The 13,755-nt window shown below is 74.6% G+C and carries 13 protein-coding genes; 4 read left to right on the forward strand and 9 right to left on the reverse strand.

All coding sequences use genetic code 11. The features are described from left to right. Positions 1 to 66: 66 nt before the first annotated feature. Complete coding sequence (locus tag AMK13_RS39355; protein WP_074006359.1) at positions 67 to 1,578, reverse strand: HEAT repeat domain-containing protein; 1,512 nt, start codon at positions 1,576 to 1,578, stop codon at positions 67 to 69. A 290-nt stretch (positions 1,579 to 1,868) separates the two neighbouring features. On the opposite strand from AMK13_RS39355, the gene AMK13_RS39360 reads away from it, so the two are divergent. Further along, positions 1,869 to 2,459, forward strand: a complete 591-nt coding sequence (locus AMK13_RS39360; RefSeq protein WP_143204764.1) for a PAS domain-containing protein — start codon at positions 1,869 to 1,871, stop codon at positions 2,457 to 2,459. Between the two features lie 76 nt (positions 2,460 to 2,535). On the opposite strand, the gene AMK13_RS39365 is transcribed toward AMK13_RS39360, so the two are convergent. Beyond that, positions 2,536 to 4,017 (reverse strand): DNA-binding protein NsdB, encoded by a 1,482-nt coding sequence (locus AMK13_RS39365; protein WP_074006361.1) that lies wholly within the window; start codon positions 4,015 to 4,017, stop codon positions 2,536 to 2,538. Positions 4,018 to 4,541: 524 nt separating this feature from the next. Here AMK13_RS39365 and AMK13_RS39370 point away from each other — a divergent pair. Beyond that, positions 4,542 to 5,786 carry an aminoglycoside phosphotransferase family protein gene (locus AMK13_RS39370; RefSeq protein WP_338016391.1) on the forward strand — a complete coding sequence of 415 codons (1,245 nt, stop codon included), beginning with the start codon at positions 4,542 to 4,544 and terminating at the stop codon, positions 5,784 to 5,786. Between the two features lie 65 nt (positions 5,787 to 5,851). Here AMK13_RS39370 and AMK13_RS39375 read toward each other — a convergent pair whose 3' ends face one another. From AMK13_RS39375 to AMK13_RS39385, 4 genes are all read right to left on the reverse strand, one after another. Continuing rightward, complete coding sequence (locus AMK13_RS39375) at positions 5,852 to 7,234, reverse strand: acyl-CoA dehydrogenase family protein (protein WP_079272924.1); 1,383 nt, start codon at positions 7,232 to 7,234, stop codon at positions 5,852 to 5,854. A 168-nt stretch (positions 7,235 to 7,402) separates the two neighbouring features. After that, complete coding sequence (locus AMK13_RS46510) at positions 7,403 to 7,486, reverse strand: putative leader peptide (RefSeq protein ID WP_350526312.1); 84 nt, start codon at positions 7,484 to 7,486, stop codon at positions 7,403 to 7,405. Positions 7,487 to 7,566: 80 nt separating this feature from the next. After that, positions 7,567 to 8,061 carry a hypothetical protein gene (locus tag AMK13_RS39380; RefSeq protein ID WP_049656052.1) on the reverse strand — a complete coding sequence of 165 codons (495 nt, stop codon included), beginning with the start codon at positions 8,059 to 8,061 and terminating at the stop codon, positions 7,567 to 7,569. A 759-nt stretch (positions 8,062 to 8,820) separates the two neighbouring features. Continuing rightward, on the reverse strand, positions 8,821 to 9,048 hold the full coding sequence (locus tag AMK13_RS39385; protein WP_234348556.1) for a DUF397 domain-containing protein: 228 nt from the start codon (positions 9,046 to 9,048) through the stop codon (positions 8,821 to 8,823). A 355-nt stretch (positions 9,049 to 9,403) separates the two neighbouring features. On the opposite strand from AMK13_RS39385, the gene AMK13_RS39390 reads away from it, so the two are divergent. Next, positions 9,404 to 9,943: a hypothetical protein gene (locus AMK13_RS39390; RefSeq protein ID WP_079272925.1), complete on the forward strand. Its 540-nt coding sequence runs from the start codon at positions 9,404 to 9,406 to the stop codon at positions 9,941 to 9,943. A gap of 58 nt (positions 9,944 to 10,001) precedes the next feature. On the opposite strand, the gene AMK13_RS39395 is transcribed toward AMK13_RS39390, so the two are convergent. The 3 genes from AMK13_RS39395 to AMK13_RS39405 all read right to left on the reverse strand — a co-directional run bounded on the left by AMK13_RS39395 (position 10,002) and on the right by AMK13_RS39405 (position 11,605). Further along, positions 10,002 to 10,490: an NUDIX hydrolase gene (locus tag AMK13_RS39395; RefSeq protein ID WP_049656056.1), complete on the reverse strand. Its 489-nt coding sequence runs from the start codon at positions 10,488 to 10,490 to the stop codon at positions 10,002 to 10,004. Positions 10,491 to 10,500: 10 nt separating this feature from the next. Continuing rightward, on the reverse strand, positions 10,501 to 11,052 hold the full coding sequence (locus AMK13_RS39400; RefSeq protein WP_049656058.1) for a sugar transferase: 552 nt from the start codon (positions 11,050 to 11,052) through the stop codon (positions 10,501 to 10,503). Positions 11,053 to 11,332: 280 nt separating this feature from the next. Then, positions 11,333 to 11,605: a hypothetical protein gene (locus AMK13_RS39405; protein ID WP_143204765.1), complete on the reverse strand. Its 273-nt coding sequence runs from the start codon at positions 11,603 to 11,605 to the stop codon at positions 11,333 to 11,335. Between the two features lie 371 nt (positions 11,606 to 11,976). Here AMK13_RS39405 and AMK13_RS39410 point away from each other — a divergent pair, with 371 nt between their 5' ends. Continuing rightward, complete coding sequence (locus AMK13_RS39410) at positions 11,977 to 13,167, forward strand: polysaccharide deacetylase family protein (RefSeq protein ID WP_241853228.1); 1,191 nt, start codon at positions 11,977 to 11,979, stop codon at positions 13,165 to 13,167. Positions 13,168 to 13,755 lie beyond the last annotated feature (588 nt).

Here is a 13,755-nt window from a genome sequence, read left to right on the forward strand (position 1 = left end):
GGACCCGCGGAAACGAGTGGGCCGGGACACCGACACGGTGTCCCGGCCCACCGAACGTTGTGGACCCTAACGCCCGAACTCCCGGGCGGCGGTCAGTCGGCCGCGTACGGCGGCGTGGACCTCGGCCTCCTCGGCCGGGTCGGCGGCGAGCCTGCGCAACCGCTCCAGCACACGCGCGTCGCCCGTGGTGGCGACATGGCGCGCGGCGAGCTCACGCGTGGACTCCTCGCAGTCCCAGAGGCACTCGACGGCGGGCCCCTCGGGAAAGTGCACGTCGGTCGCGGCCAGCGCCTGGGCGGCGCGTCCGCGCAGCTCGGAGGAGGCGGCCTCCCCGTAGACGTGGCGCAGGACCGGGACGGCGTCGGCGGCGGCCAGCCGCCCCGCACCGTCGACCAGCGACCCGAGCCCGGTACCGCTGACCCCGCGCACGGAGATCCAGCGGCGCAGCCCGGCCACCACCAGCGGCGCGTCGGCCGGTTCCCCGGCGTCGGCGAGCAGCTGGACGGCGGCCTCGCCGAGCGCGCTGTCGGCGCCGCCGCTGGCCGGGTCGGCCCAGCGTCGCGCGTGCGTCAGCACCTCGGGGCCGCGCATCCGGCCGAGCAGCTCCAGGGCGGCCCGGACGATCCGGTCGTCCACGTCCGCGGCGGCGGCCTCGATCAGTTCGACGGCGGCCGGGTCGCGCTGTTCCACCAAGTGGCGCAGGGCGGCCCGGCGGGCGCCGGGCAGGCCGTCGCGGGCCGCCTCCAGCAGCAGCGGACGGTCCTCCGGCCGGACGACGGCGGTCAGGCAGCGGGCGGCCGCAGCGGCGCGGCGGTCCACCGCGTCGGGGCCGGACGGCGAGTCGGGGCCGCGCGCGGGCTCCGGGCGGGCGTCGGGCCGGCCGAGGAAGGCGCCGGCGCCGAGGCCGCCGAGCTCGCCCTGGTCGGCCCAGGCCAGCACGTCGGCGGTGGACCAGCCGGGGGTGACCCCGCTGCGGTTGATCTGGCGCTGCCACAGGTCGAAGGGTGACTGCTCGCTGGCCGCCGCCACTCTGGGGTGGTAGGCCGCCCAGAGCCGCCAGGGCCGGGGCTCGTACGCGTTGCGGATGAACTCGCGCAGCTCGGCGTCGCCCTCGGGGCCCGGCTCGAAGTGGTCCAGTACGGCGGTGCCGAGCAGCAGCAGGCCGCGGTCGTCGTCGCGCAGGGCCAGCTCGTCGAGGGCCCACGCCCAGTTGGCGCCGGTGGCGGCGTACTCGCGCAGCATCAGCAGCGCGTCGCGCCGGCCGTACGCGGCGAGGTGGCCCAGGACGGAAAGGGCGAGGCCGGTGCGGCTCTCGTCGTCGGTGACCAGGTCCTCGGCGGAGTGGAGGTGGTCCTCGATGCCCTCGAGGGGGGCTTCCAGGTCCATGTAGATGCGCGCGTAGTAGAGGGAGCGGCTCTCGACCTGCCAGTCGGCTCGCGGGTCCCTGGTGACGCACTCCTCCAGCGCGGCGATGGCCTCGGCACGGTCGGCGGCCAGCGCGTGGAGCTGCCCGTCACCACGGCCTCGCTGAAGGAGGCCTAGGAGGCTGGCACTGGGTGCTATCACTGGCTCGAACATGAGGTCAGCATCCGTTGCGGCGGTCGGAGTGGCAACGGGATTTCCGTCGCCGGGGTCTCTGGTCGGTACTGCGGTGGGCGCCCGGGCGCCGGAATCACCGAAGGTTACCGCCTCGGGCCCCCGTCCGCACACAGGGCGACGACGGCTCCGGCCACAGTGGCATATGCCAGCGGAAATTTTGCCCGCGTTCTGTCGAAATCACCCACAGGGGTGACAACGCTGTGCGACAGTCTTCTCACTGTCCGAACGGCCCGCACACCGCGGGCCGTGTACCGAGCGATAGGTCCGCCATGAACATGCCATTAGGCGCCACCCGCCCGCCGGGAGCCGCCCACGTGGACGGCGCCCCGGCGGGCGGGGGCGGCACGGCGAGCACCGGGAGCGGCACGGCGAACGGCGTCACGGTCGGCGCCGGCGGCCCGGGCGGACACGGCACGGGCGACGGTACGGGCGACGCCGACAGCGGAACGGACGGCAGAGTGGACGGCACGGCCCAGGAGCCGACCGGCCCGTACCTCGGCGCCGGCGGCGACCACGACGCGATCACCGACGACGGCCCGATCGGCTCCGCCGAGTGGGACCTGCTGACCGACGGGATCCAGTGGAGCCCGGAGGCCTACCTCCTCCTCGGTTGCGAGCCGGGCCACGGCCCGCTCAGCCTCGACCGGCTGCCCGACCGCCTCCCCGAGGCGGACCGGCCGCTGCTGCGGCGGATGATGACCGACGCCCTGGTGCACGGCCGCTGCGCCGCCGGCACCCTGCGGGTCCGCCGGCCCGACGGGCGCTACGACGGCGTCGAGTGCGCGGGCGAGCCCGTCCTCGGCACCGACGGCACGGTCGTCGCGCTGCGCATGCTGCTCCGCCCGGCCCCGCCGCACTGAGCCCCCGAGCCCACAACCCCCGCCCCGCCGTACCGCGCCCGACGGCCCGGCCCGGGCCCGTACGTCCGCGGGCCCGTCAGGTCAGCCGGCGCCGGTTCTTGGCGTCCGCCGCCCGCAGCGCCCGGCCCAGCTCCTCCCGCAGCTCGTCCACCACGGGCAGCCCCCGGTACTGCGCGGTCAGCCGGTACATCTCGCGCAGCCGGTCCCAGGTCCGGTGCGAGGAGTTCTGGCCGATCAGGTTCATCACCATCTTGGCCTGGAACCGCGCCGCGTCCGGCTCGCCGGTGAGCAGGTGCACCGAGGCCAGGGTGATCCGGTCGAACAGCGCCGACCGCAGCTGCCCGGTCCCCTCCCGCAGGGTGATCACCCGCTCCGCGTGCCGGCGGGCCTCGGGGGCCGCCCCCGGGTCGTGCTCGGAGAGCGTGCGCAGCACCAGGGCCTGCATGCCGCGCAGTTCGGCCTCGTCGAACACCTGCATCCACGAGGGCGGTGGCTCCGGTGCCTCCTCGGTGAACAGGTCCTCGGCCTCCCCGAGCAGCCGGTAGGTGTCCTGGGAGTGCCCGATCGAGGCGTGCGCCCACGCCTCGACGGTGTTGAGCATGGCGCGCGTTCTGGGCAGCAGCCGTCCGCCGGCCGCCTTGGCCGCCGACATCAGGTCCAGCGCCTCGTCGGCCCGGCCCAGGTGCACCATCTGCCGCGCGGCCCGGGAGATCGCCTCGCCGGCCCGTGGCCGGTCGCCGGCCTCCTTGGCCGCGTCGGCCGCGATCATGAAGTACTTCTGGGCGGTGGGCTCCAGCCCCACGTCGTGCGACATCCAGCCCGCCAGCACCGCCAGGTTGGCCGCGACCAGCCACAGCCGCTGCTCCACCGCGGTTGCGTGCCGGTGCGTCAACAGGCCGCCGACCTCGTTCAGTTGACCGACCACCGCCTTGCGCTGCAACCCGCCGCCGCGGGCCGCGTCCCAGGCCCGGAACACCTGTACCGAGTGCTCCAGCGACTCCACCTCGTCGAGCCCGACCGGGCCCGCGTCGTACACGTCCGCCGCCGGGTGCGCTCCGCCCCCGGCGACCGCCTGTCGCGGCCCTGGGACGGAGGCCGCGTACGCGACCGCGTCCCCGCCCAGCCAGCCCTTCAGCGAGTCGGCGATGACCGCCCCGGCCGTGAGCGCCGCTCCGGCGCCCACCAATCCACGTCGGTTCAGCATGAGGTCCATTCCCGTGAACTCGGTGAGGACCGCGGCTGTTCGATCCGGCGACCATGGCACTGCTGCGGACGCGTCCGCTCCGGACCTGGTGGGCCGGTGTCGTTCCAGACCGAGGTCCTCAGTGGTGACGACACGGCCGAGCCGCTCCGTGAACACGGCCGCCAGCACCCTCGGCACCGGATCGCGCGGGATCTCCCCCTGCTCGATCCAACGCCGTACCCTCGACGTGTCGGTGGACAGCTGCAGCTGCCCCATCGCGGCACCCCGACGGTTGACCAGCCGCGCCAGCTCGCCCTTCGACCATCCGGTCAGGACGAACAGGTCGGCCAGTCGGGTGTTGGGTTCCCTGCTCAACGAAGCCCCCAGGTTCCTCGGCTGATCCGAGGCTAGAGGCTCGGGCAAGTGCCGGGCGAGCATTCGCCACCGTTCGCCAGGGCCCGCCAGACTACTAAGCCAGTGCCCGACGGGTGTGTTGTAGGGGTGCGCCACCTCGCCCCCCGGGTCGGGCGGTGTCCCACCAGCGTCGGGGCTGTCCCCCGACGGTGGCACGGGGCGCTCCCGGTCCTCACCCGAGGGGGTGGCGCGGCCGGGTGGCGCGGGAGCGCCGGGCACGGCCACGGCAGTCCGGCCGACCGCATTCCCCAGGGTGCGGACGGCCGGAGCACCGCCGACCAGGGGTTCCTGACCCCGCGTCCGTGCCCGGCGCCCGCGCACCACCGACCGCACCGCTACGGGGTACCGCGCGGAGCAGCGCACCGCACGACGTACCGCACCACCCGCAGGGCCGCCGTCACGCCAGGAAGCACACGGCACCGGCCCTCCCCCGCCCCCGCGGGGCAAGCACCCGCCGACGGACCGGAAGGGACCTCCCTCAGCCCATGTACTCCTCAGCGACGACCCCCACGCCCACCGCGACCCGCCCAGCGCTGCGCCCCCCCACCGCAGCCGCCGGCCGCACCGGCCCCAGGGCCGTGCCCCCGGCGAGCCGTCCCGCGGTCCCGCGCGGCGCCGAGGGCCGGGCCACGGACACCCGGGTCGTCCCGACCGGCCGTACGGCGCTGGGCCCCGCCGGCCGTACCGCACTGGGCCTGCGGGCCCCCGAGACCGCCCTGCCGGGCGGCGGCCGGATGCCGCTGGCCCGGCAGGCCGACGGCCAGGTGCTGCGGGCCCGGCGGCCCGGCCTGCCCGTCGGCGGCGGCCCGGAGCGGATCGACCCGTCGGCGCTCCAGACCCCGGCGGTCCGGGCGGCGCTCGCGGGCGTCTCGCGGATATGTCCCGCGTTCACCCCGCGCCAGGTCCTGCGCGAGGGCAGCCGCCACATCCTGGTGGCGGGCACCATCGGGCGGGCTCCAGTGGTCGCCAAGTGCCTGGCGCCGCAGGCGGTGCGGAGTGAGTACTTCGAGCAGCTGGTGGCCGACTTCCACCACGAGGTGGCGGTCTACCGGGCGTTCGTCCGGCACCGTCCGCCGGTGCGGCTGCCCCGGCTGGTGGCGGCCGACCACGACCGGTGCGTGCTGGTCATGGAGCGCGTCCCGGGGCGCCCGGCGGCCCGCGAGCGCCACCCGGTCAACGCGCCCACCCCGGGCGAGGTGCGGGCGCTGCTCACCGCGGTCCGCACGCTGAACCTGTGGCGGCCGCCGACCGACGTCTTCCAGCCGCGCCTGGACTACCAGTTGGAGATCTCCCGCTACCACTCGGTGGGCCAGCTCACCGACCGGGACGCCGGCGACCTCCGCGGCCTGCTGCACGGCCTCGGCAGCACCCCGCTCCAGCTCTGCCACGGCGACGCCCTGCTCAGCAACATGCTGCTGGCGCCGTCCGGGCCGGTGCTGGTCGACTGGGAGCAGGCCGGCTGGTACCTGCCCGGCTACGACCTGGCGGTGCTCTGGAGCGTCCTGTCCGGGGACACCGCGGCACGCCGCCAGATCAGCCAACTCGCCCAGAGCGGCGGCACGCTGGCCCGGGACGCGTTCCTGGTGAACCTGGTGCTGGTGCTGATGCGGGAGATCCGGCTGTACGACGTGCCGGGCGCCGGCGAGGAGCAGCGGATCATGATCCGCCGGCTCTACGACGACGCGGCGCTCGCCCGCCGGGCCGTCCGCGCCGCGGTCGGGACCCGCTGAGCCACCTCCGCGGCCCGTCGGACCACCGTCAGGACCCGCCGGGCCCGGGAGTTCGACGACGGGCCCTACGGCCGGGCGCCCCGCTCCAGGGCGGCCCGGCCGGCGGCCTCCAGGACGGTCTCGTCGGGGGCCAGGTGCACCCGGCTGCTGAGCACGTCCCGCAGGTAGCGCTCCAGCGGGTGACGCCGGCTCAGGCCGGGGTTGCCGGTGAGGGCGACGGCCTGCTGGACCACTGCCGTCGCGGCCCGGGTGGCCAGCAGGTGGGCCGGACCGGTCCGGGCAACGGCCTCCTGGTCGCCCCGGTCCACCCGGGAGGCCAGGCCCTCGACCAGTTCCTCGGCCCCGATCAACTGGGCCTCGATCTCGCCGAGGGCGGTCCGGTAGCGGGGCAGGGTGCCGAGCGGCTCGGTCAGATTGGCCGGGGTGCGCTGGTTGAGGAAGCGGATCAGCCACGCCTCGGCGGCCCGGGCGACCCCGATCGCCACGGCGGAGAGGGCCAGGTCGTGCCAGGCCGACGAGAGATCGGCGTCAGCGTCGGCACTCTGACGGGCCGTCCGGCGACCGTTCGTCAGGCCGAGCGCGAGGTCGCCCGGCACCCGGACCCCGTCCAGCACCACGTCGTGGCTGGCGCTGGCCCGCAGCCCGAGCTGGTCCCAGGTCGGGTCGATCTCCAGGCCCTCGCTCTCGCCGCGGACCAGGAAGGTGCCGATCCGCGGCTCCTCCTCGTCGGTCCGGGCGGTCACCGCCATCCAGGCGAGCGCCTCGGCTCCGGTGCAGTACGTCTTCCGGCCCGTCAGCAGCCAGCCGTCACCGTCCCGTCGGGCGACCGTGCCGGGCAGCTCGCCCGCCCCGGCACCGGGCTCCGCCCGCAGCGTGTTGACCAGCGCCGGGCCGCGCCGGGACTCGGTGAGCAGCCGCCGGTAGCCCGCCGTCGGCCAGTCGGCCCGGCGGGCCTGCTCGGCGTGCTGGAGCAGGGTGAAGGCGGTGACCACGGCCACCGAGGCGTCGCCGCGGCCGAGTCGGGACAGTGCCCGGACGGTGTCGGCGAGCGTTCCGCCCGGACCGCCGTACCGCTCGGAGACGGTGAGGGTGAGCAGTCCGGCCTCGTGGACGGCCTCGATCCCCTGGTACGGGAAGGTCGCGTCGCGGTCGTGCTCCTCGGCGCGGGCGGCCAGCAGGTCGACCACCCGGGGCAGTCCGGCGAGGGCGGTCTCGACCGCGCTCCGGTCGGGTGCCGCGCCGCCGGGGGCCGAACTTGTGGGTGTGGAACCAGTGGATTCGAGATGGCCGGAACCCGTCGGTTCGGAACCCGCCGGCGGAGCGGCGGTCCGCGAACGGCGTCCGGCGGACGCGCTCCTGGGCGAACGGTTGTCGGCGGGGCGGTCGTCGGACGCGTGGTCCTCGGACGAACGCTCGGCGGTCGAACGGTTGGCGGCGCGAGTGGTCATGATGCTGTGCCTCCGGGCGGCAGCGTGGGCTCGGCAGGTGCGGGCGGCACGCCGTACGGGCGCGCGGTGGCGATCGGCGGCCCCGGAGGCCGGCTCACGGCCCGCCCCTGGTCCCGGCGCCGACCGGACACCCGGCCGATCGCCCGCCGCCGGGGGACGAATCCCCCCTCAGCGGCCCGGACACGCCGCGCTGGCGGTGCGCCGCAGGTCCAGATGCCTGCGACGGGTCAGCAGCGGAAGGCGGCACGGCATGTTCGCGACTGTACGAACCGTTGATCGATACCGTCAAGCAGCGTCCGACCCCCGGGCGGAGCCGGCCGGCCCCGGCGGGATCAGCCCTGCTGGAACATGTCCGCGGGGAGCGGCTTCAGCAGCTGATACAGGTCGTCCGAAATCGGTCGGTCCCAGGACGCGACGGTGACCAGGACGCCGTCGCTGCGGCCGAACTGGGCGCAGAACACGCGCTCCTCGCTGACCTTGACCTTCTTCACGATCAGCAGGTCGTCCCCGAGCATCACCGGGAAGTCCTCGGCCGAGACGAACTCGACCGGCTCGTCGTTCTCCAGCGCCGCGAGCAGCTGCCGCACCTCGAAGGGCACCTCGTCGCCGGTCTCCCGGGCGGGCGAACCCTCGGGGAGGTTGCCGATGAACATCGCCGGACCTCTGCCGCCGAACAGGTCGTAGCGCAGGAAAATCCCCTGGCAGGAGCCGTCCGGGCCGGTCATCATGGCCGCACCGAAGTCACCGGGCCAGTCGCCCGGGTCCATCGCGAGCACGTCGAAGTCCGGGCCGGCGGGCTGTCCGGAGCGACGGCGGAGAAAAGACATGGGAACATCGTACGTGTCCGGCACACCGCGTTCGCGAGGTGGGTGGGGCACCGCCGGGGGGTGGCCGGGAGATCGACGCTCAGAGACCAATGTTGACTCTGAGCAACCGTCCGGGCTACGTTCGGTTCAGCACGACAGCCGTTCTGGGTTTCACCCTCCGGGGGGACGGCATGTCGCAACGCGGCCCTACACGCGTTTCCCTCACTGTGCACTTGTCGTGCCGAACCGCCGAGCACCCAGCTTCGTCGTCGCACACAGCACGAACACACAAGCCAACAGTTCCAAGTTTCACAAGCCAGATCCGCGGGGCCCCGGCCCGTCGCTCCCGTGGATCTGCTCGGGACGCCGCCGCGTGGGGGCGTGCGGGTCCCGAGCACCGGTGCCGTCATCCGAGTCGCTCTCGGCTTCGGCGCCAACCTCCCGGCGACTGCCGGCCCCATCTCGGGGCCGGGACCGGCCGACGCACCCCGGTGCGCAGGGGATGACTGGGAGGATGGCCTGGCAGTACTGCCGGGCCGCACAGCAGGCGCCGTGTCTGGCCGCGTGGGGGCGGTGGGCACGGCGTCTGCCCGTGCTCTTACTCTGAGCTGCGTTTGTCTAACAGTCAACAGAAATTCTGACGGGGCACGCTCAATGGATCATCAGTTGTGATGTTTCGGACCCGAAAGATCCTCTACGGAGCGGACCCCCGTCGACCGGGGGTCCGCTCCCGTGCTGCCGGGCGCCGACTCGGCGCCGACGGGCTCCGCGCGCCTCGGCTCAGGTGAGGTCGAACTCGCCGTCCCGGGCGCCGAGCACGAAGGCCCGCCACTCGCCCGGCGTGAAGACCAGGACCGGCCCGTCCTCCTGGCGGCCGTCCCGCATCCCGATGTAGCCGTCCACGAAGGCGATCTGCACGTCGCCGACGCCCTGGCTGCTGCACAGCCACTCCGCCCCGGTGAAGTCCACCCTGGGCTTCCCGTTCGGCGCCAGATCCGGCTGCACCACGCTGACCTCCGTGTCCGTCCCGCTGTTGGATCCCACTGACCGATCTCCTCCCGACGGCGTTCCTGGGCCAGCCTAGCCACACCGCCCGGCCCCGGTCAGCGGGTTGACGAGGACTCCTCCGGGCGGGGACGGGTGCGGCCGGAGGACCAGTCGAGGCGTGTCCCGACCGGCGGGGGCGGCGGGCAGCTGCCAGAGTGCTGCCAGGGCGCCGTACGACCGCTTCCCCGGCCCGGCCCACGAGGTACCGGGGCCCGGGCCGCTCCGCCGCACCGCCCTGACCGACCGGGATGACCGGTTCGACCGAGCGCGCCTTGCCAGAACGATCCACCGACCGACCCGTTCGAGGGAGCAGCCGATGAGCCGCCGGGACGGCACCCGCGCCGACGTCATCCCCATCTCCGACGCCCCCTCGGCCCATCCCCCGGCACCCCGGACGCCCCCCTCACCCACCCAGCTGCCCCGGCCGACCCCCGCCCGGACCGCCACCCACGGGCGGGTCGGGATCGTCCTGGTCTCGCACAGCCAGGAACTGGCCACCGCCGTACGCTCCCTCGCGCTCGCGTTGACCGGATCCGACTCCCCCGCGCCGGTCGCGGCGACCGGCGGCCACCCGTCGGACGGACCGGGCATCAGCGCCGTCCTGGTGGCCGCCGCGACCCGGCGGGTGGACCAGGGCCACGGCGTGGTGGTGCTCGCCGACCTCGGCGGGGCGGTCACCACCGTCCGCGCGCTGCTGGCCGACGCGGACGAGCACGGGCTGCCCTTCCCGGTCCGGTTCGCCAACGCCCCGTTCGTCGAGGGCGCGGTGGCCGCGACCGCCACCGCCACGGCGGGCGGGGACCTGGCCGCGGTGCTGGACGCGGCGGAGGAGGCCTACCGGCAGTACAAGGGCTGACCGGCGCGGGCGGGTGGTTGAGGACCTGCGGCGGGCCGTGATGGGCCCGCCCCCGGGCTCAGGGGCGCTCCTTGCCCTCCCAGGTGAAGACCGCCGGGCCCTCGCACTCCAGCGCGTGGCGCAGCCGCTCGTGCTCGCTCTCGATCATCGGCGGCAGCTCGTCCAGCCCGAACCAGCCGACGTCCAGCGACTCGTCGTCGTTCACCCGCGCCTCGCCGCCGACCGCGCGGCAGCGGAAGGTCAGCACCAGGTACTGCGTCACATCGCCGTTCGGGTAGGTGACCTGCGGCGAGACCGTGACCGAGGCGAGCAGCTCGGGCACGACCACCACCCCCGTCTCCTCCTCGCACTCGCGCACCACGCCGTCGGCGGGCTGCTCCCCGGGGTCGAGGATGCCGCCGACCGGCGCCCACCGGCCGTCGTCGGCCCGGCGGGCGAGCAGCACCCGGTCGCGGTCGTCCAGCACGACGGCGACGACGGCGCTCAGCCAGAGCGGGCGGGTTCCCACGATGGCGCGGAGCTCGGCGAGGAAGGGGGGAATGGCCATGGGCCGCAGCCTATCGGGGCGGCTCCGGACCGACCCGGTGCGCCCGGCCGGTGTCGGGCCGCAGCAGGGCGAGCACGGTGAGGCCGAGGATGCGCAGGTCGAGCCCGAACGAACGGTGCTCGACGTACCAGAGGTCGAGCTCCGCCCACTCGGGGCGGCTGAGCGGGCGGGGCGTCCGGCCGCGGCTCAGGGCCTGCAGCTGGGCCCAGCCGGTGAGGCCGGGCCGGACGGCGAGCCGGCCGCGCTCCCGGCGGGAGTAGTGCGCCGCCTGGTCCGGGCCGACCGGCAGGGGCCCGATCACCCCCATGTCGCCGCGCGCCACGTTCCACAGCCGCGGCAGCTCGTCCAGGCCGGACTGCCGCAGCAGGGCGGTGAGCCGGCCGTCCCCTCCGGTCCGGAAGCGCAGGAGCTGGAACTCGCGGCCGTGCCGGCCGGTCCGGATCTGCCGCTGGAGGACCGGGCCGCCGGTGCCGCAGCGGAGCAGGACGGCGATCAGCAGGGCCAGCGGCAGTGCGACGACCGCGGCCAGGGCGGCGACGGCGAGGTCGCCGGCGCGTCTCATGAGACGGCCGCGGCGCGATCCGGTCTACCGCTCATCGCTCCACCTCCACGGCGCTTCGAGCCGGAAGAACGCCTTCACAGTAGAGGCGGGATGAAGCTGTCGTCCGGGAATGGTGAAAGAAGAGGGCCTGAGATTGTCCGACTGGACGATATTCAGTCGGTCTGACCAATTTCGCTCGATCGGCCGTTTCGGAATTCCGAGAGCGATCGACGTTACGGGTGGGGGCAACGCCCGGACGGAACCCGCCGACCGTACGGCCGGTACGCCCGCCGGGGCTCCGTCAGAGCGCGGCGCGGCGCCGGTCGCGGAACACGCCGAAGGCGATCCGGCCGAGCAGCAGGACGCCCGCGGCCAGACAACCGGCCACCGCCATCGCCCAGGCCGGCCCGTCACTGTCCGGCACGAACACGGCCACGACGATGCCGAGCGCCAGGCAGGCCAGGCCCACCACCGTCAGCGGGACCTGGTGGGTGACCAGGGCTCCGCCGCTGCACGCGCGAGCCATCCGGGAGGCCCCGTGGAGGTGGAAGGGGTCACGGTCCGCATCTGCCATGAGCCCAAGGTACCCCGGGGCGGCGCGGGTGGCAGCCCGCAGGGAGTGAAGGTCCGGACACGCTGCGCAACCGGGGGATCCGGGCTGGTCAGCGGCACGCCGGGCCCGCCCCGAAGTGTGTCCGAGGCGTCCGGGCGTGCATTCCGGCTCCACAATCAGTCCACGAAAAATCCTCGTCCCCCCGGTACAACCATCCGTCCGGTGCAGCGGTCTCAATGGCATTGAGTGATCCAGGAGCCGTTCGAGGGACGGGTGTGAACCCCCCACCGAGAACAGGAATATCCAGGAGCGGAGCCGCCGCCCCTGGAGTCGGAGGCCGGGCTCCGTCCTCCGGCGGTACCGCCACGCCGCTCGGCGAACGAGGGGGAACCGTGCCGCAGTCCCAGTCCAGTACATCGATCTCCATGGCCCGCGCCCGGCCGGCACCCCGCATGCGCGCGCTGCCCCTGACCGTCGGGTGGTCGGCGGACCGGCACGGCACCGGCCGGCCCACCGACCGTCCGCACGGCGACCACCTGCACGGCGACCACCTTCGCGGCGATCAGCTCGGCGGCGATCTCCTGCACGGCGACCGTCGGCACGAGGAGCACCGCCACGGCACGCACCTGGACGGCGGGGGCCGTCACCGGGCGGCCGTCGACACGGAACAGCAGGACGCTCGGGGCGAATGGCTGCGGTTCGCCCCCGTCCAGCCGCTGTTCCGGGCCCTGGCCGCCCAACGGCTCGCGGTGCTCGCGTACCACGGGGTGACCGACCACCGCTCGTTCGGCGCCCAGCTCGACCGGCTCCAGCGGCTCGCCACGCCGGTCTCGCTCGAAGCGGTCCTCCAGGCCGTGACCGAACGGCGGCCACTGCCGCCCCGGAGCGTCCTGGTCACCTTCGACGACGCCGACCGGAGCGTCCTCACCCACGCCCTACCGGCCCTCGACACCCGGGGCATTCCGGCCACCGCGTTCGTCATCTCGGAGCTCATCGGCACCGAACGGCCGTTCTGGTGGCACGAGGCCGACTTCCTCGCCCGGCACGGGGGCCGGGCCCGCTCGCTCGACTGCGGCCACCCGTCCCAGCTGCTCCGGCGGCTCAAGGCCATGCCGGACCCGGACCGGCGGCGCAGTCTGCACGAACTGCGGGTCAGCGCCGACCGGCGGCCACCCCGCCAGGAGCAGCTGACCCCGGCCGACCTGCTCGCCCTGCGGGACGGCGGCGTCGCGATCGGCAACCACACCCAGGGGCACCCGTGCCTCGGACGCTGCGACGACGACACCGTGCGCGCCGAGATCACCGGCGCCCACGAGGCCCTCACCCGCTGGCTGGGCGAACCGCCGATCGCCTTCGCCTACCCGGACGGCGGCCACGACGTCCGCGCCGAAACCGTCCTACAGGAGCTCGGCTACCGACTCGGCTTCCTCTCCGACCACCGCCTGGGCCCCCGCCTCCCCTCCCATCCCCTCCAGATCAGCCGCCTCCAGGTCGACTCCACCACCAGCACCCGCCGCTTCGACACCATCCTCTCCGGCCTCGAACCCGCCTACCGCCGCTGGCGCCGCCAGGCCGTCGCCTAGCAACGGGCGCCATCACGCCGCACAGGAAGTCGGCCGGGTCGACTTCCTGTGCGGCGCGCCCCCCGGCAGCCCATCCCCAAAGCAACCAATCACTCGAGCCAATCCCGCACCAAAAGTCGGCCGGGCCGACTTCTCACGCGCCCAGCCAAGTCATTTCGGGTGCCTGGAATGCCACCCCCGCCCCCGCAAAAAGTCGACTCCACGCACTCAACTTCCGGCACAAACCCACCCCAGAAGTCGGCCCGCCCGACTTCTGGCGCGCCCCAAGAGGCCACAGCAAGCGCACGCTCAACGAGCTGGGCGAGCCCGGCCGCCACACAGGAAGTCGGCCCGCCCGACTTCTGGCTCGCCCCGCCACGTTCACACAGAAGCCGCAACGGCCGCTCGCCACGCGGAGAAGACGCGGCCGGACCAGGCGCGTCCACTGCGCGAGAAGTCGGCCTGGCCGACTTCTGGCGCGCGCAGGCGGGACCCGGGCTGGCAATCAACCGGCTCGGGAGCGCGGGCCGTATAGCTGCAGCATCCCAGCGCGGCACCGACGCTCGACCGGACCAACCTCCCGCACGCCGCCGGGAAGCCCGGAACGCT

This window comes from Streptomyces sp. CB02056, assembly GCF_001905545.1.
GTDB lineage: Bacteria > Actinomycetota > Actinomycetes > Streptomycetales > Streptomycetaceae > Kitasatospora.

What these genes read in the sequence shown, in the direction of transcription:
- AMK13_RS39370 (WP_338016391.1), top strand. Translation starts at nt 4,542, where the DNA reads ATGTACTCCTCAGCGACGACCCCCACGCCCACCGCGACCCGCCCAGCG.
- AMK13_RS39355 (WP_074006359.1), bottom strand. Translation starts at nt 1,578, where the DNA reads ATGTTCGAGCCAGTGATAGCACCCAGTGCCAGCCTCCTAGGCCTCCTT.
- AMK13_RS39390 (WP_079272925.1), top strand. Translation starts at nt 9,404, where the DNA reads ATGAGCCGCCGGGACGGCACCCGCGCCGACGTCATCCCCATCTCCGAC.
- AMK13_RS39395 (WP_049656056.1), bottom strand. Translation starts at nt 10,490, where the DNA reads ATGGCCATTCCCCCCTTCCTCGCCGAGCTCCGCGCCATCGTGGGAACC.
- AMK13_RS46510 (WP_350526312.1), bottom strand. Translation starts at nt 7,486, where the DNA reads ATGCCGTGCCGCCTTCCGCTGCTGACCCGTCGCAGGCATCTGGACCTG.
- AMK13_RS39405 (WP_143204765.1), bottom strand. Translation starts at nt 11,605, where the DNA reads ATGGCAGATGCGGACCGTGACCCCTTCCACCTCCACGGGGCCTCCCGG.
- AMK13_RS39360 (WP_143204764.1), top strand. Translation starts at nt 1,869, where the DNA reads ATGAACATGCCATTAGGCGCCACCCGCCCGCCGGGAGCCGCCCACGTG.
- AMK13_RS39375 (WP_079272924.1), bottom strand. Translation starts at nt 7,234, where the DNA reads ATGACCACTCGCGCCGCCAACCGTTCGACCGCCGAGCGTTCGTCCGAG.
- AMK13_RS39400 (WP_049656058.1), bottom strand. Translation starts at nt 11,052, where the DNA reads ATGAGACGCGCCGGCGACCTCGCCGTCGCCGCCCTGGCCGCGGTCGTC.
- AMK13_RS39380 (WP_049656052.1), bottom strand. Translation starts at nt 8,061, where the DNA reads ATGTCTTTTCTCCGCCGTCGCTCCGGACAGCCCGCCGGCCCGGACTTC.